The organism is Brevibacillus fluminis (assembly GCF_052072235.1).
Classification (GTDB): domain Bacteria; phylum Bacillota; class Bacilli; order Brevibacillales; family Brevibacillaceae; genus Brevibacillus_D; species Brevibacillus_D fluminis_A.
Map to the genome: position 1 here is coordinate 2510500 of NZ_CM125436.1, position 21793 is coordinate 2532292.

At 49.6% G+C, this 21793-nt stretch carries 19 protein-coding genes; 18 read left to right on the forward strand and 1 reads right to left on the reverse strand.

Annotated features, from left to right (window positions below):
• The first annotated feature begins 121 nt into the window (after positions 1 to 121).
• From ACTID9_RS12405 to ACTID9_RS12450, 10 genes are all read left to right on the forward strand, one after another.
• The gene (locus ACTID9_RS12405) at positions 122 to 2677 is read left to right on the forward strand and encodes an adenosylcobalamin-dependent ribonucleoside-diphosphate reductase (RefSeq protein ID WP_441071552.1); all 2556 of its coding nucleotides are present in this window, start codon (positions 122 to 124) and stop codon (positions 2675 to 2677) included.
• A 187-nt stretch (positions 2678 to 2864) separates the two neighbouring features.
• The gene (locus tag ACTID9_RS12410; protein ID WP_441071554.1) at positions 2865 to 3848 is read left to right on the forward strand and encodes a sigma-70 family RNA polymerase sigma factor; all 984 of its coding nucleotides are present in this window, start codon (positions 2865 to 2867) and stop codon (positions 3846 to 3848) included.
• Positions 3849 to 3919: 71 nt separating this feature from the next.
• Positions 3920 to 4288 (forward strand): VOC family protein, encoded by a 369-nt coding sequence (locus ACTID9_RS12415; protein WP_441071555.1) that lies wholly within the window; start codon positions 3920 to 3922, stop codon positions 4286 to 4288.
• Between the two features lie 455 nt (positions 4289 to 4743).
• On the forward strand, positions 4744 to 6942 hold the full coding sequence (locus ACTID9_RS12420; protein WP_441071557.1) for a sensor histidine kinase: 2199 nt from the start codon (positions 4744 to 4746) through the stop codon (positions 6940 to 6942).
• Entirely contained in the window at positions 6911 to 8296 is a 1386-nt protein-coding gene (locus ACTID9_RS12425) for a sigma-54-dependent transcriptional regulator (protein ID WP_441071560.1), read from the forward strand. Before ACTID9_RS12420 ends, ACTID9_RS12425 begins: the two co-directional genes overlap by 32 nt.
• Before the next feature lie 134 nt (positions 8297 to 8430).
• Complete coding sequence (locus ACTID9_RS12430; RefSeq protein WP_441071562.1) at positions 8431 to 9282, forward strand: ABC transporter substrate-binding protein; 852 nt, start codon at positions 8431 to 8433, stop codon at positions 9280 to 9282.
• 265 nt (positions 9283 to 9547) lie between these two features.
• A complete protein-coding gene (locus tag ACTID9_RS12435) occupies positions 9548 to 10981 on the forward strand; it encodes a sodium:solute symporter family protein (RefSeq protein ID WP_441071564.1) in 1434 nt (477 codons plus the stop codon).
• Positions 10982 to 11019: 38 nt separating this feature from the next.
• Positions 11020 to 12018, forward strand: coding sequence for a succinylglutamate desuccinylase/aspartoacylase family protein (locus ACTID9_RS12440; protein WP_441071566.1), 999 nt, complete (start codon positions 11020 to 11022; stop codon positions 12016 to 12018).
• A gap of 441 nt (positions 12019 to 12459) precedes the next feature.
• Entirely contained in the window at positions 12460 to 13938 is a 1479-nt protein-coding gene (locus ACTID9_RS12445) for a 4-hydroxyphenylacetate 3-hydroxylase family protein (protein ID WP_441071567.1), read from the forward strand.
• Between the two features lie 88 nt (positions 13939 to 14026).
• Entirely contained in the window at positions 14027 to 14452 is a 426-nt protein-coding gene (locus tag ACTID9_RS12450; protein WP_441071569.1) for an acyl-CoA thioesterase, read from the forward strand.
• A 90-nt stretch (positions 14453 to 14542) separates the two neighbouring features.
• On the opposite strand, the gene ACTID9_RS12455 is transcribed toward ACTID9_RS12450, so the two are convergent.
• Positions 14543 to 15184, reverse strand: a complete 642-nt coding sequence (locus ACTID9_RS12455; RefSeq protein WP_441071571.1) for a Crp/Fnr family transcriptional regulator — start codon at positions 15182 to 15184, stop codon at positions 14543 to 14545.
• 259 nt (positions 15185 to 15443) lie between these two features.
• On the opposite strand from ACTID9_RS12455, the gene ACTID9_RS12460 reads away from it, so the two are divergent.
• From ACTID9_RS12460 to ACTID9_RS12495, 8 genes are all read left to right on the forward strand, one after another.
• Positions 15444 to 16022 (forward strand): 2-oxoacid:acceptor oxidoreductase family protein, encoded by a 579-nt coding sequence (locus ACTID9_RS12460; protein ID WP_441071573.1) that lies wholly within the window; start codon positions 15444 to 15446, stop codon positions 16020 to 16022.
• Between the two features lie 3 nt (positions 16023 to 16025).
• Positions 16026 to 16319: a 4Fe-4S binding protein gene (locus ACTID9_RS12465; protein WP_441071575.1), complete on the forward strand. Its 294-nt coding sequence runs from the start codon at positions 16026 to 16028 to the stop codon at positions 16317 to 16319.
• Entirely contained in the window at positions 16319 to 17572 is a 1254-nt protein-coding gene (locus ACTID9_RS12470; protein WP_441071577.1) for a phenylglyoxylate dehydrogenase, read from the forward strand. The genes ACTID9_RS12465 and ACTID9_RS12470 overlap by 1 nt, the downstream gene beginning before the upstream one ends.
• Positions 17572 to 18597, forward strand: coding sequence for a thiamine pyrophosphate-dependent enzyme (locus ACTID9_RS12475; RefSeq protein WP_441072565.1), 1026 nt, complete (start codon positions 17572 to 17574; stop codon positions 18595 to 18597). The genes ACTID9_RS12470 and ACTID9_RS12475 overlap by 1 nt, the downstream gene beginning before the upstream one ends.
• Positions 18582 to 18872, forward strand: a complete 291-nt coding sequence (locus ACTID9_RS12480) for a hypothetical protein (RefSeq protein WP_441071578.1) — start codon at positions 18582 to 18584, stop codon at positions 18870 to 18872. Before ACTID9_RS12475 ends, ACTID9_RS12480 begins: the two co-directional genes overlap by 16 nt.
• Position 18873: 1 nt before the next feature.
• On the forward strand, positions 18874 to 19671 hold the full coding sequence (locus ACTID9_RS12485; protein ID WP_441071579.1) for a cyclase family protein: 798 nt from the start codon (positions 18874 to 18876) through the stop codon (positions 19669 to 19671).
• Positions 19672 to 19707: 36 nt separating this feature from the next.
• The gene (locus ACTID9_RS12490) at positions 19708 to 21156 is read left to right on the forward strand and encodes a purine-cytosine permease family protein (protein WP_441071581.1); all 1449 of its coding nucleotides are present in this window, start codon (positions 19708 to 19710) and stop codon (positions 21154 to 21156) included.
• Positions 21157 to 21236: 80 nt separating this feature from the next.
• The gene (locus tag ACTID9_RS12495) at positions 21237 to 21737 is read left to right on the forward strand and encodes a flavin reductase family protein (RefSeq protein WP_441071583.1); all 501 of its coding nucleotides are present in this window, start codon (positions 21237 to 21239) and stop codon (positions 21735 to 21737) included.
• Positions 21738 to 21793: the final 56 nt, after the last annotated feature.

A 21793-nucleotide genomic window follows, 5' to 3' on the forward strand; every position in this document is an offset into this window, starting at 1 on the left:
AGATATTGAATAACGGTAACAGGATATGGTATCGTAGTAAACGTTAGCATTATCGAATTAACGATAGCAAATAAGAGAGTCATAAGCAAATAAGAATCTTGCATTAGTTGGAGGGAGAAGCATGTCGGTATCGGTTGAGCCTGCACGTTTGGAAGGATTGAGTGAGAAAATCTTCTTGGATCGCTATGCGATGAAGGATCTTGATTATAAAAACACAAAAGTCGGGGATACGGTGCTCGTCTTGACCAAGGATGATCCGCGTTTCCCGCAAAAGGAAGTCGGAGAGGTCATCGCGCTCGAAGGAAACAAGGCGAGCATTTTGCTGCGCAGCGGCGAAACCGTGGAAGTTCCGATCGAACGCACGACGCGCCCGATCGAGACAACGCCTTCCGCGATGTGGGACAGGCTCGCACAAGCGATCGCCTCGGTGGAAAAGACACCCGAAAAGCAAGCGGAATGGACGGATAAATTCCGTACGCTGCTGGATGATTGGAAGCTGGTACCAGGAGGACGCATCGCTGCGGGTGCAGGCGCGAGCGATGAACTGACACTTTTCAACTGCTACGTGATTCCATCGCCAAAGGATTCCCGCGGCGGAATCATGGATACGCTCTCCCAAATGACGGAAATCATGTCGCGCGGCGGCGGAGTAGGGATCAACCTGTCCAGCTTGCGCCCGCGCCGCTCCTTGGTGCGCGGCGTTAACGGATCGTCTTCCGGTTCGGTGTCGTGGGGAGGTCTGTTCAGCTATACGACCGGGCTGATCGAGCAGGGCGGTTCCCGTCGCGGCGCCCTGATGCTCATGATCAACGACTGGCACCCTGACCTGATGGAATTCATCACCGTCAAGCAGACGATGGGGCTTGTCACGAATGCCAATCTTTCCGTATGCATTTCCAATGGCTTCATGAAAGCCGTCAAGGAAGATTTGGAGTGGGATCTGGTGTTCCCGGATACAAGCGTCGAAAACTATGACGAGCTGTGGGACGGCAACTTGAAAAAATGGCGCGAAGAGCTTGGACTTCCGGTCATTACGTACAAAACCGTGCGTGCGCGCGAAGTGTGGCAGACCATTATTGAATCTGCGTGGAAATCGGCGGAGCCGGGTGTCGTATTCCTCGAGCATTACAACGACATGTCCAACAGCTGGTATTTCAACCCGATCATTTGCACGAATCCGTGCGGCGAGCAAGGGCTGCCGGCATGGGGCGTCTGCAACCTGTCGGCGCTCAACCTGTCCAAGTTTTCCAAGGACGGCGATGTGGCGTGGGATGAGCTGGCGACGGCCGTGCGGCATTCCGTACGCTTCCTCGACAACGTGATCGATGCGACACCATACCACTTTGAAGAAAATAAGAAAAACCAGCAAGGCGAGCGCCGTGTCGGCTTGGGGTCCATGGGCTTGGCCGAGCTGATGATCGATCTCAAAATCCGCTACGGAAGCCCGGAATCGCTGGAATTCCTGGATAAATTGTATCATTTCATCGCGCGTGAAGCGTATTTGGCATCGGCGGAAATCGCCGCTGAAAAAGGCAGCTTCCCGCAATTTGACCGCGACAAATTCCTGATGAGCGGCTTCATGAAGCAGTTTGACGACGAAGTGCGCAATTCCGTTTATGAAAAAGGCATCCGGAACGTCACCTTGCTGACGCAGGCGCCAACCGGTTCTACAGGCACCATGGTCGGTACGTCTACCGGTATCGAGCCGTTCTATGCCTTTGAATACTTCCGCCAAAGCCGGTTGGGTATGGACAAACAATACGTCCCGATTGCCAAGGCGTGGCTGGAAGCGCATCCGGGCGAGCAGTTGCCAGACTACTTCGTGACCTCGATGAGCCTGTCCGCTGAAGACCACGTTCGTGTCCAGGCTGCGATTCAGCGCTGGATCGATTCGTCCATCAGCAAAACGGCCAATGCGCCGCATGACTTTACCGTGGAAGATACGATGAATCTGTACAATCTGGCGTTTGATTTGGGCTGCAAAGGCGTCACCATCTACCGTGACGGCAGCCGCGATGTCCAGGTGCTGAGCGTGTCCGATGACAAGGAGAAAGCAAGCGGCAAAGCGGAAAAAGCAGAAAAAGCGGAGCCGCAGGCGGACAAGCAAGTGCCGCCAGCCGTCAAAGTCGCCAAAAACTACAACAAGCGCCCGATGAAGCTGAGCGGCGCGACGTACAAAATGAAAACCCCGCTGGGAAAAGCGTACATCACTGTGAACGATGTCGATAAGGCGCCGTTTGAAGTGATCGTCAACGTCGGCAAAGCGGGAAGTGACGTGTTCGCCATGTCGGAGGCGCTCGGCCGCGTATCCACACTGTTCCTGCGTTTTGGCGAGCTGCCGGATGGCAACAAGGCGCGTCTGTTGATCAAGCACTTGAAGGGCATCGGCGGTTCAGGTGCAGTCGGATTCGGTGCGAATCGCGTCGAGTCGATCCCGGATGCTGTGGCCAAGGCGCTGGAAATGCACCTCGACGGCGAAGATGAAAGCCAATCCGTCGCAGCAGCGGCATATCCGACCGCTCCCGCACATAGCGAAAGCCATCATGCGAGCGACTACGAGGATGAGTACACTTCGCTTGACTCGCCGGATTTGTGCCCATCGTGCGGTTCGGCTACGCTGATGCCGGCGGAAGGGTGCAAGACGTGCACGAGCTGCGGGTATTCGAAGTGCAGTTGACAGATAAATAGAGTGATGTATTCAAAGGAATGAGGTTTATCCATCTGGGTGAGGACGTAATGAAGTCCCCACCCTTTTTTTGTATAAGGGCAACCGCGGCTTTGCCAAAAAGCTTGGCGTAGCCAGGTTTTTCTAACTTCCATTCAAACCATGAACGCATCGTACCAGAGCAGGAGGGGACTCAAAAATGAACCAAAACCACGAGGCGTGGGGCATCGTCGAGAAATTGCGTGTCGAACTCATCGGATACTGTTACAGAATGATGGGGTCTATTTTTGAGGCGGAAGATGTGGTGCAGGATACCATGATGCTAGCCTGGAAAAATTGGGACGGACTTCGGGAAGAGACTTCACGAAAAGCCTGGATTTATCGCATTGCCACGAATGTTTGCCTGGACAAGCTCAGGCACGCAAAGCGTCGGGCGCTGCCTATGGATTTGTCCGATCCTGCCGGATTTATCGCAGAACCGAAGGACAGCTTGCCGCGAACCGCCTGGGTATGGCCCGCCCCCGATTTTGCTGGCGACCCGGCCGATATTGCGCTCAGCAGGGAATCGATTCGATTATCGTTCATCGCGATGCTGCAAACTTTGCCACCCCGGCAACGCGCCGTTCTTATTCTGCATGAAGTATTCCGGTGGTCGGCCAAAGAGACGGCCGAGGCAATGGGTATGACCACAACTGCCGTCAACAGTGCTTTGCAGCGCTCAAGGGCGACGTTGGCCCAAGCGAAACTTAGATCCGATTCGCTTCGAGAGCTGGACGCGGAAGCAGACCAACGGCTTTTAGCAAGTTACGTTGAAGCATTTGAAAATTACGATATCGATCAACTGCTGGCGCTTTTCCACGAGAACGGCAGTTTGTCGATGCCGCCTTTTGTGATGTGGGTATGCGGAAAAATGAATATGGCATCATTCTACGATACAACACGCAGTCATTGCGCAGGTTCCCGCTTGATGCCGGTCCGCGCCAACGGCAACAGCCCTGCCTATGCCCAGTACGTGCCAATCGGACCCGACGGGGGTTTACGCCCGTGGTCGATTCATCTCCTCGAGATTCAAAACGGAAAGATCGCGCATATCCATCAGTTCGTTGACACCGGCTTATTCGCACGGTTTGGGTTGCCCGACAAAGTTGAACATGGGAGGAAAGATTTTACCGCAAACCGATGATTTTACGGCCGCTTGTTCGTCTTTCGTACTGTACGACAAAATCAATTGATCGGAAAGGCGGAGATTTGAACATGTTGCAACGTTTGTTTATTTGGGTGGAGATTCCGGTGTCGAATATGGAACGGGCGAAAACGTTCTATGAGCAGATTTTCCAGGTTGAAATGCAGTCGATGGTCACCGGGGATTCCGAATACACATTTTTCCCGGTTCAGGAACAGACCAACGGAGGGGCATTAGTGAAAGGCCCCCATCATAAGCCCTTTGCTGATGGGGTTACGGTATATCTTGATGGAAAGCCGGATCTGGCCACGATTCTCTCAAGGGTTCCTGAAGCAGGCGGACAGGTGATCATGGAGAAAACCTATGCAGGCCCACACGCAGGCTATTTGGGGATGTTTATCGACAGCGAAGGCAACCGCATCGGTCTTCAACATTTATAAGGCAATCAATTCCGGAAAGCCGGGACATCTCACAAGAAAAGGCCATCCCGCCAAGGATGGCCTTTTAACTTGCCGTTACAGACAGCCCGGGGAACTGTATCATATGTGAAAGTAAAGCAGTAGAAAATCGAGTTTGCATTTTACATTGCCACGAATAGAACCTATTGCCTATGGAGACTAAGGCTTTTTCAACTGAGGTTCGGAATGTAGGAGACAATCTCGGTTTCGATCAGATTACTGGATTTTATGTCAACGCATTACAAAGCACAGCGGGAACAAAGTGACAATTCATGTGGCAACATCAGTATACATGGTGCTAACCATTTGGTAATTACTGAATTGGTTGATGATTTCACGATGAAAAAGCTTTATGATGATAGGACATAAATGAGGTTTCCTATTTGTGTGTTCACCAAATATCTTCACTGGTCATGTCGCATTCAGGGTGGGATCGCATGAGTTTGCAACGGCCATTGCTGAAATCAGTCGTTTCAAGCATTACGATGAAGTATATTTTGATTTATTGCATTATTCTGGTTATTCCTGTTATACTGCTCTATCAAGTCATCATGAGTAACTCCCATCGAATACTCGAAACCAATATTATCACGAACAATGCCTTGGGTGCGGATGCCTTGGCGAAGCGCTTTAATACGGAATTGAGCGATGTTGTGCTTCAACTGCAGCTTGTGAGCAATCATGCAAAAGGTGAACTTGATCTTTACTCGATGTATACGAACAGTCGCGAAATACTCGCAAGAAGTTCATTTGTCCACGCAATCTATTATCTGGATGAACAGAGCCGGATCCGCTTTGAATTACCGTTTATGGAAAGCACAAGCGAACAGATAGTTCCTTATCCGATGTTTGAGGAAGCGCGATGGACACAAAACTACACAGTATCCGATCTACATAAAAATGTTCGCAACGAGTCGGTCATCACGGTTGCTGTACCTGTTTTACTTGAAAGTAACCGTTTCACCGGGGTACTTGTTGCCGAATTAAGTCGCGAATACTTGTCAGAAGTATTAAAAATACACAGCATGTCAAGCGGTGGGTTCGGGTATATTGTGGATCGCCATGGAAAGGTCATCGCATCTACCGACGCCAATGAATGGGATCGGGATTATGCTGGCTTTGGATATGTGAGGAATCTGCTGATTGAATCTTATGGGACCGCAAGAGAAGCGTACCAAGGGGAGGCAAGTATTTTATCCTACAAACTGTTGAAGGATGGATGGGGGGTAATTATTGGTGTGCCGGAGCGAATCGCCTTTGAACCGGTTGTACGCCAGTCAAGATTACTGACGCTCAGTTTCATCGGAATTCTCCTTTTTTCACTTTGTCTCATTGGACTGGGAATGCGCTATCTACTTTCCCCCGTTGTCCGACTTACACATCTTGCTCAGAATTATACGGTGGAGGCGTCTTTACGAGAAATTTCTCGTCTGAAGAGGTACCACTCGTCGGATGAGCTGGGATTGCTGATGAGGACCTTTATTCGGGTGGGAGTAAGCAATTTGGAAAAGCAGCGGATGCTGACAGAAAAGGAGCAGTATTTGCGAAACATCATCGAAGGAATCCCTTTTGCGATTGTTACGTTAGATAATAATGGCGTTATCACTTATTTCAATCGTCAATTTGAAAAGTTGACGGGTATATCTGCCCAGCAGGGGATCGGTATAAATTGGGCCGATCTGTCAATCAATCAAGCGCAGGATGAACGCATTGTGATTGATTTCCATTCAACGGATTCGTCACACGAAACGGAGAGCACTCTTGTGGACGTGCAGGGGAATAAGCATATGATCAAGGTGATCATGACCCGGTTTATTAATGAGCGGGGGGATATTGCGGGTATTCTGATCGTACTGCATGATGTTTCCCAACAAAAATTGCTGGAAGCGTACGCGAAACAGAGGGAAAAACTCGCGTCAATTGGACAAATCACCGCCGGCATTGCACATGAAATAAAAAACCCGTTAGCGATTCTTTCAGGAGCATCCGAATTGCTAAAGGAAGAAGTACAAGAAAAACAGTATGTTGACCAGATGATCCGTGAGCTAACCGACGACATTTTTCAGGTCGTGGGGCGAATGAACGGTATCGCCAACGATTTCCTTCAATTTACGAAAAACAGTAATGACGAGTGGGAAGCGGTTAGCCTTGATGAATTGTTGGATAAGGTACTTCATCTCCTGCGAATAAAATTGAAGGAATGTAATATTCGTGTCTGCAAGGAGGAGCAAGCTGAATATCCTGTAATAATGGGGAAGAAAGACAAGCTGATGCAGGTTTTTCTGAACATTGTACTGAACAGCATCGACGCGATGCCAAATGGAGGTAGCTTAACGATACAATGGCAGCGCGAACTGCAAGAGAATGTAGAATGGATCGTCGTAGTAATCCGTGATACGGGGGAAGGTATTTCGGCGAACCAGCTTGAATGGTTGTTCAATCCATTCTTTACAACGAAAGAGAATGGTTCCGGTCTTGGTCTGACCATTGCTCGAGACATTGTCATTGAGCACAAAGGGTGCATGTCAATCGAAAGTCGGGAAGCAGAAGGTACGATCGTGTGGTGCAAATTTCCCAAAAACAGTCATGGAGGTGGAAACGGGCATGTCAACACTACACACGGTCTTGATTATTGATGATGAGGAGCAGCTGTGTCGGATTATTTCGCACAAGCTAAAAAAAGAAGGGTTTGGAACCATTCAGGTCCATAATGGACACGATGCCATCCAAGCTTTGACCAGTAAGACAATCGATGTGATACTGGTTGATTATATGTTGCCGGACATGACGGGAATCGAGCTGCTACACAAATTAAAAGAGATCAAGCCTGACATTCCCGCCATCATTTTGACCGCGTATGGAAATGTGGAGAACGCTGTGCAAGCAATGAAAATAGGGGCTGTCGATTATCTCTGCAAACCGGTGGAGCTGAAGATTTTGGTCGATGCGGTCAAATTGGCGATCCCCACAAGAGGAAGAAAGAATGTGCAGGACCCCACCGCTTTTTCTGATATTGTTTTCACGAGTTGCAAAATGAAAGAAATCGTCGATGTCTTGCAAAAAGTAATGGAGACCGACGCAAATATTTTACTATTGGGGGAAAGTGGAGTCGGGAAAACAGCTGTGGCCAGGTGGATTCACAACCAAAGCAATCGATCAGACAAGCCATTTGTTTCAATAAATTGTGCTGCGATCCCGGAATCCTTGATGGAAAGTGAACTGTTCGGCTATCGAAAAGGGGCATTTACCGGTGCATTGGAAACAAGAGGAGGCAAATTTGCATTGGCGGATAAAGGCAGCATTTTCCTCGATGAAATTGGTGAAATTCCAATCAGCACGCAAGCCAAACTGCTTCACGTGATCGAGGAGAAACGCTTCATGAAGCTGGGCTCCACTGCTTATGAATCGGTCGATGTACGGATTATTGCCGCCACCAACAAGGCGCTCAAGGAGCTTGTAAAGGAAAAGTCTTTTCGCGAAGACTTGTATTATCGATTGAGTGTGGTTGAAGTAGTCATTCCGCCATTGCGTGAACGTGTCGAAGACATTCCCTTGCTCGTGCAGCACTATCTGCACAAACTAAACAACAAGTATCACAAAGAGATTGCGATTTCTAAGGATGCTTGTGAAGCTCTCTCTTCTTACGCTTGGCCGGGGAATATCCGTGAGTTGATAAACGTATTGGAACGTTTGCACATTCTGAAACGAGCCGGTGTCCTAGAAAAAACGGATCTGGTTACACATCTAAACTCGATAAAAAACAACCGCCCAATCGAGCCACGGGAACAACAGTCGCTTCCAATTGTGCCTGAAGGAGAAGAAGGTCTTCATCAGTTACTAGAAAAAGTAGAGGGAACATTAATTCAACAGGCCCTTGCCAAAGCCGGAGGAAACCAGACAAAAGCAGCGGAACAGCTGGGTATCTCCCGCCATACATTGATCTACAAGCTGAAAAAGCAAAAAGAGAGTGCAAGAAAGGGCTCAGAATGATGAGTATCCACGATAATTCATGCACACATATGAAAAAGAGTACGCTGCTTTTGGCTTTATTATGTACGCTGTTGATAGGGACATTGACTGGCTGTACCAGTAGTCAATCGAATATCCCAGCAAGTAAGGAGCAAATGGAAATCGATGAACAACCATTGATAACCATTGGATCAAAGTCCTTCACCACGGAACAAATCCTTTATGGAAAATTAACAGCGTTTTTATTGCGCAATCATGGATTTCAAGTAAAGGAAATGGTTTTTAAAGACAGTCAACCGATTCGGAAAGCATTGGAATCAGGCGTGATCAACTTATGTTGGGAGTACACCAACACGGCACGAATCTTTTATCATCATCAACCTCCAATTATGGACGCTGGTGAGGCATATCGAACGGTAGCTGCGGAAGATGAAAAAAGGGGACTTATCTGGCTAAATCCCAGCCAGTTTCTCAGCCCATGGGTGGTACTCATGTCAAAGGAGCTAGCGGAAAAACACAATATCTACACGATAAGCCAGTTGGCAAACTACGCCAGCCAGCCGAGTGTCAAGTTGAAGGCAGCCGCCTATGCTGAATTTATGCAAAGAGATGATGGTAAGGCAAGGTTGGATGAGGTATACGGTCTTGCCATCCGGCCTGAAGATTGGTTCCAATCAGAAAATGCACTTGTTTTTCAGGCCGTCAAAGATGCACGAGTTCAGGTAGGGGTTGGCATTGCATTTGACGGTCGAATCAGAGAATATCATTTGACAGTTCTGGAAGATGATCAGCACGCTTTTCCACCCTATCAGGCAGTGCCTGTGATACGAGCAAAAACACTTGCCGATTACCCAAGCCTCAAAGGTCTTCTAAATCAATTAAACGACAGCCTCACGAAAGAAAAATTCGCCGAACTCACTTATCAAGTTGACGCCTTGCATAGGGATGTTGCCCAAGTGGCAAATGCGTATTTAATCGGCGAGGGATTGATTCAGCAAAACGAGTAAGAACGTCAAACAGGAAAACTTGTGTGAAAATTCTACAATTTGTAGAATTTTTTCTCTTTTGTTGTTTGAATTTTTTAACAATGATCGGAAAATACGTAGTTTTAACCTGTTTTCAAGCAAGCTGACACCGTTAATCCGGTTGGTATCAAATTTGCACAGTTCATAAAAATGAGTCCACTTATATGATCTGTCAGTGGAAAGCAAATAGGGAGGAGGCAAACATGTTGTAAGGATAAAAAATTGGAGCGAAGGGGATGGAAAAAGAATGTTCACGATTGGTTCTTTAGACTGGATTGTGATTGCGGCATACATGCTCGGGATGGTTGCAATTGGTTTGTTTGCTGGAAGAAAGCTGAAAGGCTATGAAGATCATATTTTATCGGGAAGGCAAGTACCCACACACTACCTAGCCCCTGGTCTTTTGACAACACAAATCGGAGCAGGCTCCATCATCGGATTTGTTGGGCTGAGCTACTCGATCGGGTATTCGGGAGGCTGGTGGATTATCTCCAATATCGTGACCTTTATCGTTCTTGGATTAATCGGCGCTAAACCATTGCGAGAAGCGATCGGAAGTAAAACGCTCCCTGAATGGTTTGGAAACAGGTACAACGAAAAAAGCAGGCTGTTTACCTCGATAACAATCGCGATTGCGGAAATCGCTTTTACGGCTGGACAAATCGTAGGTGGAGGATTGCTCTTTTCCGTATTGCTTGGTTGGGATCCCAAGATTGGGATATTTGCTTTCTCAATCATTGTCGTAACCTATACGGTACTCGGTGGTCTATGGGCTGTTTTTATTACAGATTTTGTCCAAATGTTCGTGATGTTTGCAGGTGTAACCGCATTAATAGCCGTAGGTGTCATGGATACTGGGGGCATCACCAATTTAATCAAAACTTCACCAGAGGGATATTTCACATTGGTAAAAGACGGTCAAATTTCTACCGTGATTGCTCAAATACTTTATGCGATTCCAGCTATATTCTGTTCATTTGATATCATTCAAAAAATAATGAGCGCAAAAAGTCCACAGGTCGCGAGAAATTCCTGTTATTGGGCAGCCGCGGGGGTTGTATTCTTCGCCATTACGATGCCGTTAATCGGGATCTTGGGCTACCATATTCTCGGTCCCAATGTTGAAAACCCGGAAATGATAACACCGTTACTCATCGGAACCATTCTTCCGATCGGGTTAAAAGGTTTAGCAATATCTGCTGTACTAGCCACATTGATGTCGTCCGCATCTGCTTGCCTGATCGCAGCATCTGCCGTTATTACGAACGACATTTGCAAGTACTTTATAAACTTTGAAAAGCTGGGAGAAAAACGAAAGCTTTCAATCAATATATGGCTGACACTGTCCCTTGGCGTGATAAGCTGGGCGATCGCGTCATTCTATGACAAAGCGATGGGCAACATGGAATTGGCCTGGACTGCTCTCTCGTGTGGTGCATTTATTCCGTTGATTGCCGGGTTACTGTGGAAGAAGGCAAGTGCAGCCGGAGCAATTTCCAGTATGCTGACAGGGGCGCTAACGGGAATGGTTTGGCTCTTCAATGACAATCCACTTGGCTGGAGGCCGATCATTCCTGCTTATATTGTGGGGATCTTGGTTCTTGTCATAGTCTCCGTCCTTTTCCCCAACAAGACGGGAATTCATGTTGGATCGCGTAATCAAGAGGATTTGGTCGGGTAACAGATCGGCCACAATTTATGAAAAAGGGGAGTGTCGAAATGAAAGAAGAACAGATTCATGAACATGACAGACCAATTCAATACGCGACAAGACAATTGACTTTTCGTTCTCCCGTGCTGGAAGGCTGGAAGTGGACCGTCCATGAAATCACGGCCCCGAATCCGGGACCACTGCTTTGTGTCATGGCCGGTATCCACGTGAATGAAGTTGATGGTATTGAAGCAACATTCCAGCTTGTTGAACGATTTCGAAGGGAACTTCGCTGCGGAACTGTATCGATCATGCCGATTGTAAACCTGCCAGCATTGAAGGATCGCACGCAACACGTATGCCCCATCGACGGCAAAAATATCAATTTTTCTTTTCCAGGGTCAAGTCAGGGCACTTTTAGCGAAGCGCTTGCCGATGCGCTCTTAAACGAATGGGCCGCAGATGCTGTCGTTCTGATTGATCTACACGGTGGAGATTTATGCGAGAGGGTCGCCCGATTTTCAGTGGCGCCAATGATCGGAGACAAATCGTTCGACGAGTTTGCTTTTGCTGTGGCGGCAGCCTTTGAGTCGGACATTATCGTACAAATCCCACCCGAGCTGCTGATGAAGCCGGGGCGAAGCTGCAGCGGCAGGGCGAGACAGCGAAAGTTCGCAGCGTTCGCTGAAGCAGGCGGAAACGGTCTTCTCGATGAGAACAGCGTGTCTTTCCATAGGGAGGGCGTGTTGCGTGTGGCAAGTCTGCTTGGCATGATCGAGGGACAGGCAAGGAGAAACGAAAAACAACCGTATATTGCTACGGAATACCATTGGCTGAAAGCAGAGAGAGACGGTTGGTGCCGCTATGCTGTGGAGCCTGGTGATCTCGTAGAAAACGGGCAATCGATCGCATCCGTTAACGATTTCAACGGGTCAAAGATGTATGATGTCATTGCTCCTGTTACAGGAATTGTACTCTGGCGGTGCACCCATGCAATCGTCACATCGGAAACGGACCTTTTCGGGATCGCAGCCGGTGAATTAAAATCTTACGTGACGAACCCCTGACAGCTACAGGTAGACCGACCCAAGCGATGAAGGAATACCAGCTGACTGCGTTCGGCTACGCTGCGATGTGAATAACCCATGATTGATTCTCCCGTGTAAACGATGTTGTGGTGACTTCATTTTACACGAATCAATCATGGGCTTTTTTTTGCCTTTCGTTAGGTGTCGCACTTCATCGTACAATCCGTCATTTCTTGACCAAGACGAAATGCTTGACAAACAGCAACCGGTTTTCTTTTGAGAAGATTTCGACAGATTCGTTTCTAATTTAACAAAACGTTAACTACAATACAATTCGTTTTACACATGACGTTTATAATCCTTACCAAGAGCAAACCATGCGCTAGCGAAAAGAGAGAGGATGGGGAGGCGCGAAGCTTAACAAGTTGTCGTCTTTTAAAAAGATGAGCAAGATCCATGGATAAAAGGGAGGAAAATGAAATGGGTATTCGCACAGGCGGTCAATATATCGAGGCGGTGAAATCTCGCCAGCCAGAGGTATGGATGTCGGGCCGCAAAATCACCAACGTATTCGATGAGCCAGTATTTACACGTCCGATTCTGGAAATGGCCAATCTGTATGACTTGCAGCATGATCCCAAGTACCAGGATCAGATCACACACATCTGTGAAGAGACAGGGGAGCGCACGAACAACGCTTTCCTGGTGCCGCGAAATTACGATGATCTGCAAAAGCGCAGAGCGGTATTTGAGGTTTTTGCCAAGGCGACTTTCGGTCTGATGGGCAGGACGCCAGACTTCCTGAACGTCGTGGTGACTTCGATGTACAGCAATGCAGACTTCCTCGACAAGTACAACCCGAACTGGGCCGTAAATATCAAAAATTACTACCGTTATATTCGCGATCATGACCTGTTCCTGACCCATGCGATCATCAATCTGCAAAACGACCGCAGCAAAAGCTCCCATGAGCAAAACGACATGTTTACACACCTGGGTGCCGTCAGGGAAACAGCGGAAGGCTTGATCGTTCGTGGCGCGAAAATGCTGGCTACACTGGCACCGATCACCGATGAAGTCATCATCTATTCGTTCCCAGGCTTCAAGCCGGGGGATGAGCGCTACGCACTGGCCTTTGCCCTGCCAGTCGACACACCCGGACTTCGCATGCTTTGCCGTGAGCCTATGCAAGACGGCACACGGCCGCTCTTCGACCATCCGCTGGCTTCCCGCTACGAGGAAATGGATGCAGTCCTGGTCTTCGACGATGTATTGGTACCGTGGGATCGCGTATTCCTCTACAACAACGTAGAAGCGGCCAACCTGCTGTATCCGAAGACAGGGATCGCCCAGCAGCCTGCTCACCAATCAGGTGTACGCGGATTGATCAAGCTCCAGTTTGCGGCAGAAGTGGCTTGCCGTGTAGCAGACTCCATCGGTGTCGATGTTTTCCTGAACGTACAGGACCAGCTTGGAGAACTGCTTCAATCTGTCGAAACCATCCGCGCGCTCCTGCGAGTGGCGGAATACGAATTTGAAACCTTGCCGTCTGGCGAAGTCATGCCTGGCGGTGTCTCGCTGGAAACCATCCGCGGCTTGATGCCGACCATGTATCCGCGTGCGATCGAGGTCATGCAGATCATCGGCGCTGGCGGTCTCCTGATGTCCCCGACCGGTGCAGACTTCGAAGCACCGGAAATTGCAGGGGACATGGAGAGATACTATTTGGGCCGCGAAGGCATCACGGGCGAACACCGCGTAAGACTGTTCAAGCTCGCATGGGATCTGTGCGGTGAAGCCTTTGGACAGCGCTTGCTCCAGTATGAGCGCTACTACACAGGCGATCCGATCCGCAAGAGAGCGATTTTCTACAATCAATGTAAGCGCAACAACAAATTTGAGCTGGTAGACGAGGCTTTGAACCTGCCTGATTTTCACAAATCGAAAGCGACTGTCTAAGAATCCGGGACGGAACGAGAGGAAGGCCGCAGGGGGAAGCGTCTCCTTCACCTGCAACTAGACCCGAAGGAGCAGAGGAGGGATTCTCATGGTTCAGAATACGGTACATATAAAAGTCCAGTGGGGAGATACCGATATGGCCGGCATCATTTACTATCCCACCTACATGAAGTGGTTTGATATGGGGATGCTGACCTTGGTCAATGAAATGGGCGTATCTGTGCTCGACTTGTTTCACAACGAAAAAATCGGCTTGCCGCTCCTGGATGCAGGTGTGACCTGCCGCAAGCCGCTTCTGTACAACGATGCTGTGCGCGTCGTCTCCCGCGTCACGGAAGTCAACAACAAGACGTTCCGTCTGGAGCACGAAGTGTATCGCGGCGAAGAGCTGGTCGCCAACGGACACGAACTGCGCGGCTGGGTACAGTTCGATGACAAAGGAAATCTGAAAGCTGTCCCGATCCCTGACGAGGTACGGGAGCTGTTTTTGCAGGATAAGCTGTTGAATGTGTAATCGAACCGCCCGCGACAAACGGGGCGCGGCCTGAAAAAAAACGGCCCCTTCGACCTGTGAGATAGGTCGGAGGGGCCGTTTGAATCATGCTCAGTTCTCAGAAGGAATCATAATATTTTCATTTAAAATCGCCCGCAGCCGATTCATGTCATTGATATGAATGGAGCGGTTGGATACCGTGACAATCTCTTTCTTTTCCCATTGCTGAAGAATTTTATAGACCGTAATGCGGGAAGTGCCGATGTAACTGGACAACGAAATCTGATTGATCGAGATGCTCGTTTCTTTGCTCTTGTTATACATTTTCAGCAAGAAAAAGGCCAGCTTTTGCTCAAACGAGCGGTTTTCCTGCGTCACAATCTCAGCCAGCAGTCGTTCTTTGCGGATTAGGGATTGCAAGAAAATATCGATGGCTGCCGGATTGTCCCTGCAAATGCTTTGGAATGTTTCAGTGGAAAAATAGTAGAGGACAGATTGCTTCGTCACATGAGCCGTTGAAAAATACGGCTCCTTTTTTATGCCGGCTTCACCAAAAAGCTCTCCTGGTGTAACGATATCGATGATGCGTTCGTCGCCCTTGCTGGAGGTCAATTTGATCTTTACCTCGCCGTCAAACAGATAGTAAAAGCCTTTTCCGACCTCGCCTTGATGAAACAAGATCGCCTTTTGAGGAAACGTTTTTTGGATTCCCTTTGACAGATAAGGCTCCCATGCATACTTGTGATGAGTCATATCTATCCCCCTCAACCAAATTATCGATAGGAGTGTTACATTGTTACTACAAGTAATATTTACACAATTCCTAATAGTAATACAAATCATAAATTGAACCCGTTCTCTTGTAAAGAATTGTTCCCTCTCTTGTGTCAAATAGGGGGAAGTGTCGAATCATCAGCTTTCCTCGGCAAGTGTAAAATGCTTAGCATACGAAATTTTCGAAATAGTCTATCATGGTGAAACAGGTTACAACTACTTGAATGAGGTGAAGGAGATGAAACAAATTCGATTTCACGGTCGAGGCGGGCAGGGCGCTGTGATGGCATCCGAGTTGCTGTGCCATGCACTGGTGCATGAGGGCAATTACGGTCAATCCATCCCGGCTTACGGCTTCGAACGCCGCGGCGCACCGCTTGAAGCGTTTGTGAAGCTGGATAGCAAACCGATCCGGGAACGAACACAGGTGTATGAGCCTGATGGCATCATAGTGCTGGACTCCGCTCTCATCGTACAACTCCCGATCTTTACTGGTGTGAAGCCGAATGGATTTGCGATTCTTAACGCTCGTAAAAAAATGACGCTGGACGATGTTCCGGAAAATGTGGAAACGCTTGCAACGATTGATGCTGTACGCATAGCGCTGGAAGTATTCAAGGCACCGATTACCAACACCATTATGCTTGGCGCTTTTGCTCAGGCGACCAAGCTGGTTTCTCTACAGTCGTTGTGCGAATGTATCGAGAGTAACTTTCCGAAGAAAATCGTAGAAAAAAATCTGGTCGCCGTTGCTCGTGGATTCAATGAAGTGCTGGTTGTCACGCGCAGCGGCCAGTTACAGAAGGCAGAGGGATAAGAGATGAGCACAAAAGTACCTGACAAGTTGTATCGACTGACAGGGGACGATGTTGCCTCCGTCGGGAAAGGACTGTATGTGGTCAATACCGGTCTTTGGCGGTATCAGCGTCCGGTGACAGATCCGGATCTTTGCAAGCGATGCTCTGCTTGCTACATGTACTGTCCCGTCGGATGCAAGCTTGAGTTGAACACCCATTACGATACGAATCTGGATTGGTGCAAGGGCTGCGGCATTTGCGCAGAAGTCTGTCCGGCCAATGCCATTACGATGTATGAAGAGGTAGGTGAGGAATAGTGGGCAAAATTGACGTATTAAATGGAAACAAAGCTGCGGCATGGGGAGCCAAGCTGGCGCGTGTCTCCTTGCTGGCAGCCTATCCGATCACACCGCAAACGCCGCTGGTCGAATATTTGGCCACATTCGTAGCTGAGGGTGAAATCGATGCCGACCTTGTAGAAGTAGAGAGTGAACATACGGCACTGAGCGTTTTGCAGGGCGGGGTATTTGCAGGAGCACGTACTTTTACGGGAACCAGCTCACAAGGTCTTGCCCTGATGTATGAGCCGTACATCCGCACCAGTACGATGCGTCTGCCGATCGTCATGGCGCTGGTCACCCGTGAAGTCATTTCGCCGCAAACGGTCTGGGGCGGTCAGCAGGATGCCGTCACCGTGCGTGAAGCAGGATGGATTCAGATCTGGTGTGAGAGCAACCAGGAGGTCTTGGACACGGTCTTGCAAGCTTACAAGATCGCGGAGAACAAAGGCGTTCTTCTCCCTGTAAACGTCTGTTACGACGGCTTCTCCCTGTCCCATATGGCGGAGCGTGTAGACATTCCCGAACAGGAGAAAGTGGACCGTTTCCTGCCGAAGCCGGATATCACGCATGTGAAGCTGGACCCGGACAAACCGATGTCTGTCGACCCGTTGACGGCAGGTCCGATGCTGACGGAATTTAGGCATAAACAGGTGACGGCGATGAAATACGCCAGGGTAGTCATCGAGGAAGTCCGTCAAGAGTGGTTGCAGCTTTTCGGTCGAGATCACGGCGGTATGGTAGATGTGTATCGCATGGAGGATGCCGACATTGCCATCGTCTGTATGGGAAGTCCGGCGGGAACTGCGCGCGTGGCGATTGACGAGATGCGGGAGCTTGGCATCAAAGCAGGGATGGTGCGGATTCGCGTCCTGCGTCCATTCCCGGTAGACGAGATGCAAGCGTTGTTATCCGGGGTAAAAGCGATTGGCACGATCGATCGCAACGTCTCCTTTGGGGCAGGCTACGGCACGAGCTACCTCGAGTTGCGCACGGCGTTTGGCGGCAAGAGAATGCCGCCGATGATCGACTTTATCGGCGGGCTGGGCGGCTCCGATGTCACGCTGGAGCAAATCAGGCAAGCCATCGTGATTACCCAGTACGTAGCCAATGGCGGCCAGTATCGCGACGTGACCTGGTTTGGGCTGGATGAAGTGGACGAAGATCAGTTGTTTACCCATGCCGATGAAGCCGGCCAAGCAGATCACGAGGTAAAGGAGGGGATCGTGTGATGGAGAGCAACAACCATAACTATTCGACGCGTCCGAAAGGCGCCAAGGCAACGCTGGTAAAGGATGACTCCTTTTTTACCAAGAAGAGATTCGGCTTTATTTTCAGGGAAGAAAAGAAAATCAAGGAAGCGTATTACGATGTGACCCGTCATGAGGATCTGCTGTCACCAGGTAACTCTGCTTGTCTCGGATGCCATGCAGAGCTGGCACTGCGTACGACCCTGCGCATTCTGGGGCCAAATACGATTCTGGCGATTCCTCCAGGCTGCATGGGCGGGATCGGTGTCGTCGGCTTCCAAGGCGGATCGGGTACCAAAATCCCTGTCTTTTTCCCGCTGCTGGACAATACGGCAGCGATGCTGGCCGGGATCAAGCGGCAGTATCAGCGGGAAGGCCGCGATGTGAATGTGGTGGCCTTTGCCGGTGACGGCGGTACAGCGGATGCGGGCTTCCAGTCCTTGTCCGGAGCAGCCGAGCGCGGAGAGAACATCATCTACATCTGCTACGACAATGAAGCCTACATGAACACAGGGGTTCAACGCAGCGGAACGACACCGAAATGGTCGTGGACCCAAACCACGCCTGTAGGGGATAAGAGCCAAGGCAAGTCGCAAAAGGGAAAAGATATGCCGATGATTATGGCAGCACACAACATCCCTTACGTGGCGACAGCGAACCCTTCGTTCCTGCCTGACTACATCGACAAATTGAAAAAAGCCATGCAGGTAAAGAACGGCATGTCCTACATTCACCTCTACTCGGGCTGTCCGACAGGCTGGAAGTTCCCAACGGAGAAAACTATCGAGGTAGGCAAGCTGGCCGTGGAGACCAACCTGTATCCGCTTTGGGAGTGTGTGGAAGGCAAGTTTAGAATGACCTATGAAGTGAAGAAGCGTACACCGATCCAGGAGTATACGCGTTCCATGCAAAAGTATGCTCACTTGACGGATGTAGAAATCCGCAACCTGCAATATTCGGTGGACCAAAACTACAAAAGGCTCAAAGACCTATGCAAAATCACGTAAAGGCGGATCTGCCGTATCAGGTGGAAATCGACGCAACGGCCCATGCATGGAGGATGCCGTTCGTCTGGATCTTTGAAAAACTGTTCCGAGCAGGCGATGCAGTACGTTTGGGCAAGACGACCCTGTACGTAAAGGATGCGAAGGGGAGCGTCATTCATCAGGAGTATTACGGAAAAAGCAGAAAAGCAGCGTGGTACCGGCAACTGGAAATTGAGCAGAAGATGAAAGAAATGAATGCAACGGAATTTGAAAAATGGGTAAAGGGAGGCAAATAAAATGAGTACGTCCACAAAAGATTTACTGGGTGATCTGCTTGCCGGCATTATCAATGGTGGCATTGAAGTCGTCGATTTGGCTCAACCATTGAACGAAAACACACCGGTCATGCAATTGCCGGAGCCGTTCGTCAATACGGGACATTTCCGCTACAACCGTCTTTCCAACTACGATGAGAACGGTCCAGCGTGGTACTGGAACGATTTCACCACAGGTGAGCACGTCGGCACGCACTTCGATGCTCCGCGTCACTGGATCAGTGGAAAAGGACAGGATGGCGTCGACACGATCCCGATGAAGAACATGATTGGGGAAGCCTGTGTGATTGATGTGAGGCAGAAGTGCCAGGAAAACCCGGATTATTTGTTGACGGTCGCAGACATTCTGGAATTCGAGAGTGTGCACGGCAAGATTCCGGAGCACGCCTACCTGATTCTGCATACGGGCTGGGCGGCATACAACGACAATCATGAAAAATTCTTCAACGTGGGAGCAGATGGTATGCCGCATACTCCTGGCTTTGCCCCGGAAGCTTCCGAGTTTTTGGCCAAGGAGAGGAAAATCCTGGGGGTTGGGGTAGAGACGGTAGGAACAGACGCAGGAATCGCAGCGACGTTTGAGCCTGCTTTCCCCAGTCATTACTACATGCACGAGGCCAATCGCTACGGCATGGCTTCCTTGGCGAACGTCGACAAATTGCCGCCAAGAGGTGCGATTATCATCGCGACACCACTGAAAATTACCGACGGCAGCGGCAGTCCGATTCGTCCGATCGCATTGGTTCCAACTGCTAAGTAAGATTATTCATTTTATCCATAAAGGGTGGTTGTGAGTATGAGCGAAAAAGATATGCAGTCTGTCATTGAAGACCATGCGCTGGAGAGCGTTCCGGAGTCAGAGCGACAAGGCTGGCTGAGTCTCTCCTGGAATACGGCGGGGATCGCAACTACACTCATTCAGCTGTTTTTCGGGGCGCTGGTCACATTTGTGGCAGGGATTAAAATCGGAATCATCGCGGGGCTGATCGTGACGGTCGTGGGCGGAGCGCTAGGTTGGGCCGTTGGGCACATCGCCTTTAAATCGGGCCTTTCAAGTACGGTCATGTCACGAATATACGGCTTCGGCATCAAAGGCTCGATCATTGCTTCAGCGATTTATGGCTTTATGATACTTGGTTTTCTAGCGATTGAGAACGCGTTGTTGTACAAGGGCTTTCTGTTCTTCCTTGCGATCGAGGATACGCTGACAGCGAAGATCGTGATTTACGGCATCTTAACGATATTATGGATTGTGATTACGACATTCGGCTTCAAATTGGTAGCGAAGGTATCTTCCTATACCCTGATCGCGTTTTTTGCCGTATTACTGTACATGCTCTTTGACATTATCGCGGTGTCGGGGCAGTCCTGGAGCGCCGTCCTCACATTCGGAGCGCAATTCCCGCCGGAGGTTCTCGCTTCGATGGGCGTGACGAGCGAGACGGACAAGCTGATCTTCGGGATCAACGTGCTGATCGGGTCTGCGGGAGCTTTGGCGCTGGTCGATGCAGACTTTGGGCGCTATGCGAAACGATCGCGGGATATCGGGATCGCAGCATTCCTGGGGAACATCGCGATGGATATTTTCATGCTGACCATTGGCGGACTGGTGATGTTTGCCGGGATGCAGACGATTACGGACTACTATATGAAAGTACAGGGCATGGATGCGGCGACAGCAGCTCAGACGGCATTGCAAAGCCCGGATAGTATTGCAGCCGCCTTTATCATTTTCGGTGGAGTGATCGGCTTTATTTTAATGGTACTGGCGCAGTTCAAGGGACAGGTGCTCAATACGTACAGCGGCTCGCTCGCCTTGTCCAATCTCTTCTCCAGTCTGAACTGGAAGCCGGGACGCTTTGTCTTTGTCGTGATGGGGAACGTCATCGGTCTGATCATGCTGTACGGGCAAATACTCGCCTTGGTCAACGCCTGGATCACGATTCTGGGCGTGATTACGACCTGTTTTGCCGGTATCATGATCGCAGACTATTTCATTGTTCGTCCAAAGCTGGGCCAGCAGGATACAGCCAAATTCGGAGCAGAGGAAGTCAACTGGTCAGGCGTCGTGTCTACAATCGTTGGGGTAACCCTGGCGCACTACGTCCTGAATACCGTCGTGCCGATTGAGTTCTTTACATCACTGGTCGTGTCTGGTGTCGTCTATCCGATTCTTCGTTTGTATGTATTCAAGTCCAAGCATGCGGTGGAAGAACCGAATTTGCGTACCTTGCACATGAAATGATTCATGAAAAGCAAATCGCCGTTCCCGCATCATCAAAAGAGAGAACAGAAACAACGGATAGGAGAAGGGGAGTCACACGAATGCAAACACTTGTGAACACGAACGTCGATACGTTCAAGGCGATCATGGGCAGCTATCCAACCGGTGTAACCATTATTACGACAGAGGATGCCGAAGGGAATCCGGTTGGTCTGACGACGAACTCCTTCGTATCCGTCTCCATCAACCATCTTCTGGTACTCTTCTGTGCAGACAGCAAGGCGGGCTCCTTGCCTGCTTTTAAACAGGCTGGCAAGTTCGCCATACACATTTTGGCAGAGGATCAGAACGAGGTTTGCTGGCGCTTTGCAAGCAGAGAGCCCAACAAGTTTGACGACGTCGAGTGGAGCTGGTCGATAGGAAGACTTCCTGTTCTGCCTGAACCGCTGGGGCTGATGGAGTGCAGAACAGTCCAGGTTGTGGAAGCCGGGGATCATACGATCTTTATTGGTGAAGTGATGCATATTGAAAAAGCGGACAAGGGGCCCTTACTGTACTTCAAACGCAAGGTCGGCAGCATCCCGGATCGTTGGTTTACCTAGTTTACTCCAGAATGCCATACATGAAAGCCAGAATTCTCCGTCGCACAGAATTCTGG

Bases quoted from the DNA above. Each gene is read 5' to 3' on its own strand.
- ACTID9_RS12410 (WP_441071554.1), top strand. From the start codon at position 2,865: ATGAACCAAAACCACGAGGCGTGGGGCATCGTCGAGAAATTGCGTGTC.
- ACTID9_RS12465 (WP_441071575.1), top strand. From the start codon at position 16,026: ATGAGCACAAAAGTACCTGACAAGTTGTATCGACTGACAGGGGACGAT.
- ACTID9_RS12485 (WP_441071579.1), top strand. From the start codon at position 18,874: ATGAGTACGTCCACAAAAGATTTACTGGGTGATCTGCTTGCCGGCATT.
- ACTID9_RS12450 (WP_441071569.1), top strand. From the start codon at position 14,027: ATGGTTCAGAATACGGTACATATAAAAGTCCAGTGGGGAGATACCGAT.
- ACTID9_RS12475 (WP_441072565.1), top strand. From the start codon at position 17,572: ATGGAGAGCAACAACCATAACTATTCGACGCGTCCGAAAGGCGCCAAG.
- ACTID9_RS12445 (WP_441071567.1), top strand. From the start codon at position 12,460: ATGGGTATTCGCACAGGCGGTCAATATATCGAGGCGGTGAAATCTCGC.
- ACTID9_RS12490 (WP_441071581.1), top strand. From the start codon at position 19,708: ATGAGCGAAAAAGATATGCAGTCTGTCATTGAAGACCATGCGCTGGAG.
- ACTID9_RS12415 (WP_441071555.1), top strand. From the start codon at position 3,920: ATGTTGCAACGTTTGTTTATTTGGGTGGAGATTCCGGTGTCGAATATG.
- ACTID9_RS12495 (WP_441071583.1), top strand. From the start codon at position 21,237: ATGCAAACACTTGTGAACACGAACGTCGATACGTTCAAGGCGATCATG.
- ACTID9_RS12480 (WP_441071578.1), top strand. From the start codon at position 18,582: ATGCAAAATCACGTAAAGGCGGATCTGCCGTATCAGGTGGAAATCGAC.
- ACTID9_RS12455 (WP_441071571.1), bottom strand. From the start codon at position 15,184: ATGACTCATCACAAGTATGCATGGGAGCCTTATCTGTCAAAGGGAATC.
- ACTID9_RS12440 (WP_441071566.1), top strand. From the start codon at position 11,020: ATGAAAGAAGAACAGATTCATGAACATGACAGACCAATTCAATACGCG.
- ACTID9_RS12460 (WP_441071573.1), top strand. From the start codon at position 15,444: ATGAAACAAATTCGATTTCACGGTCGAGGCGGGCAGGGCGCTGTGATG.
- ACTID9_RS12430 (WP_441071562.1), top strand. From the start codon at position 8,431: ATGGAAATCGATGAACAACCATTGATAACCATTGGATCAAAGTCCTTC.
- ACTID9_RS12435 (WP_441071564.1), top strand. From the start codon at position 9,548: ATGTTCACGATTGGTTCTTTAGACTGGATTGTGATTGCGGCATACATG.
- ACTID9_RS12420 (WP_441071557.1), top strand. From the start codon at position 4,744: ATGAGTTTGCAACGGCCATTGCTGAAATCAGTCGTTTCAAGCATTACG.
- ACTID9_RS12425 (WP_441071560.1), top strand. From the start codon at position 6,911: ATGTCAACACTACACACGGTCTTGATTATTGATGATGAGGAGCAGCTG.
- ACTID9_RS12405 (WP_441071552.1), top strand. From the start codon at position 122: ATGTCGGTATCGGTTGAGCCTGCACGTTTGGAAGGATTGAGTGAGAAA.